Origin of the sequence: Psychromonas aquatilis (assembly GCF_038155185.1) — a bacterium.
In the GTDB taxonomy this organism is placed as follows: Bacteria; Pseudomonadota; Gammaproteobacteria; order Enterobacterales; family Psychromonadaceae; genus Psychromonas; species Psychromonas aquatilis.
Genome location: NZ_JBAKAZ010000285.1, coordinates 1 through 227, shown reverse-complemented (window position 1 = coordinate 227; position 227 = coordinate 1). Strand labels below are relative to the sequence as shown.

The window sequence follows — 227 nt, the reverse complement described above, 5'->3', positions numbered from 1 at the left end:
GTTAGCAATACACATTAGCCATGAACTTTCTCGGCGTCACTATTGGGCTAAAGCACTATTACTTAAACACTGTTCTACAACATTAGTCTTGCCGGTACTTGTAGCTATTATTGGTATGATTTCCATTTATGGAAACAGCGGTATCCTTGCTTCCAGTTTTGCTTGTTTTGATAGTGAACTGACTTTTACAATTTATGGCTTAAATGGTATTTTACTTGCTCATGTTT

At 36.1% G+C, this 227-nt stretch carries 1 pseudogene; it reads left to right on the top strand.

The features are described 5' to 3' along the window. A pseudogene (gene thiP, locus V6256_RS15585) lies at positions 1-227 on the top strand (thiamine/thiamine pyrophosphate ABC transporter permease ThiP); the annotation flags it as partial.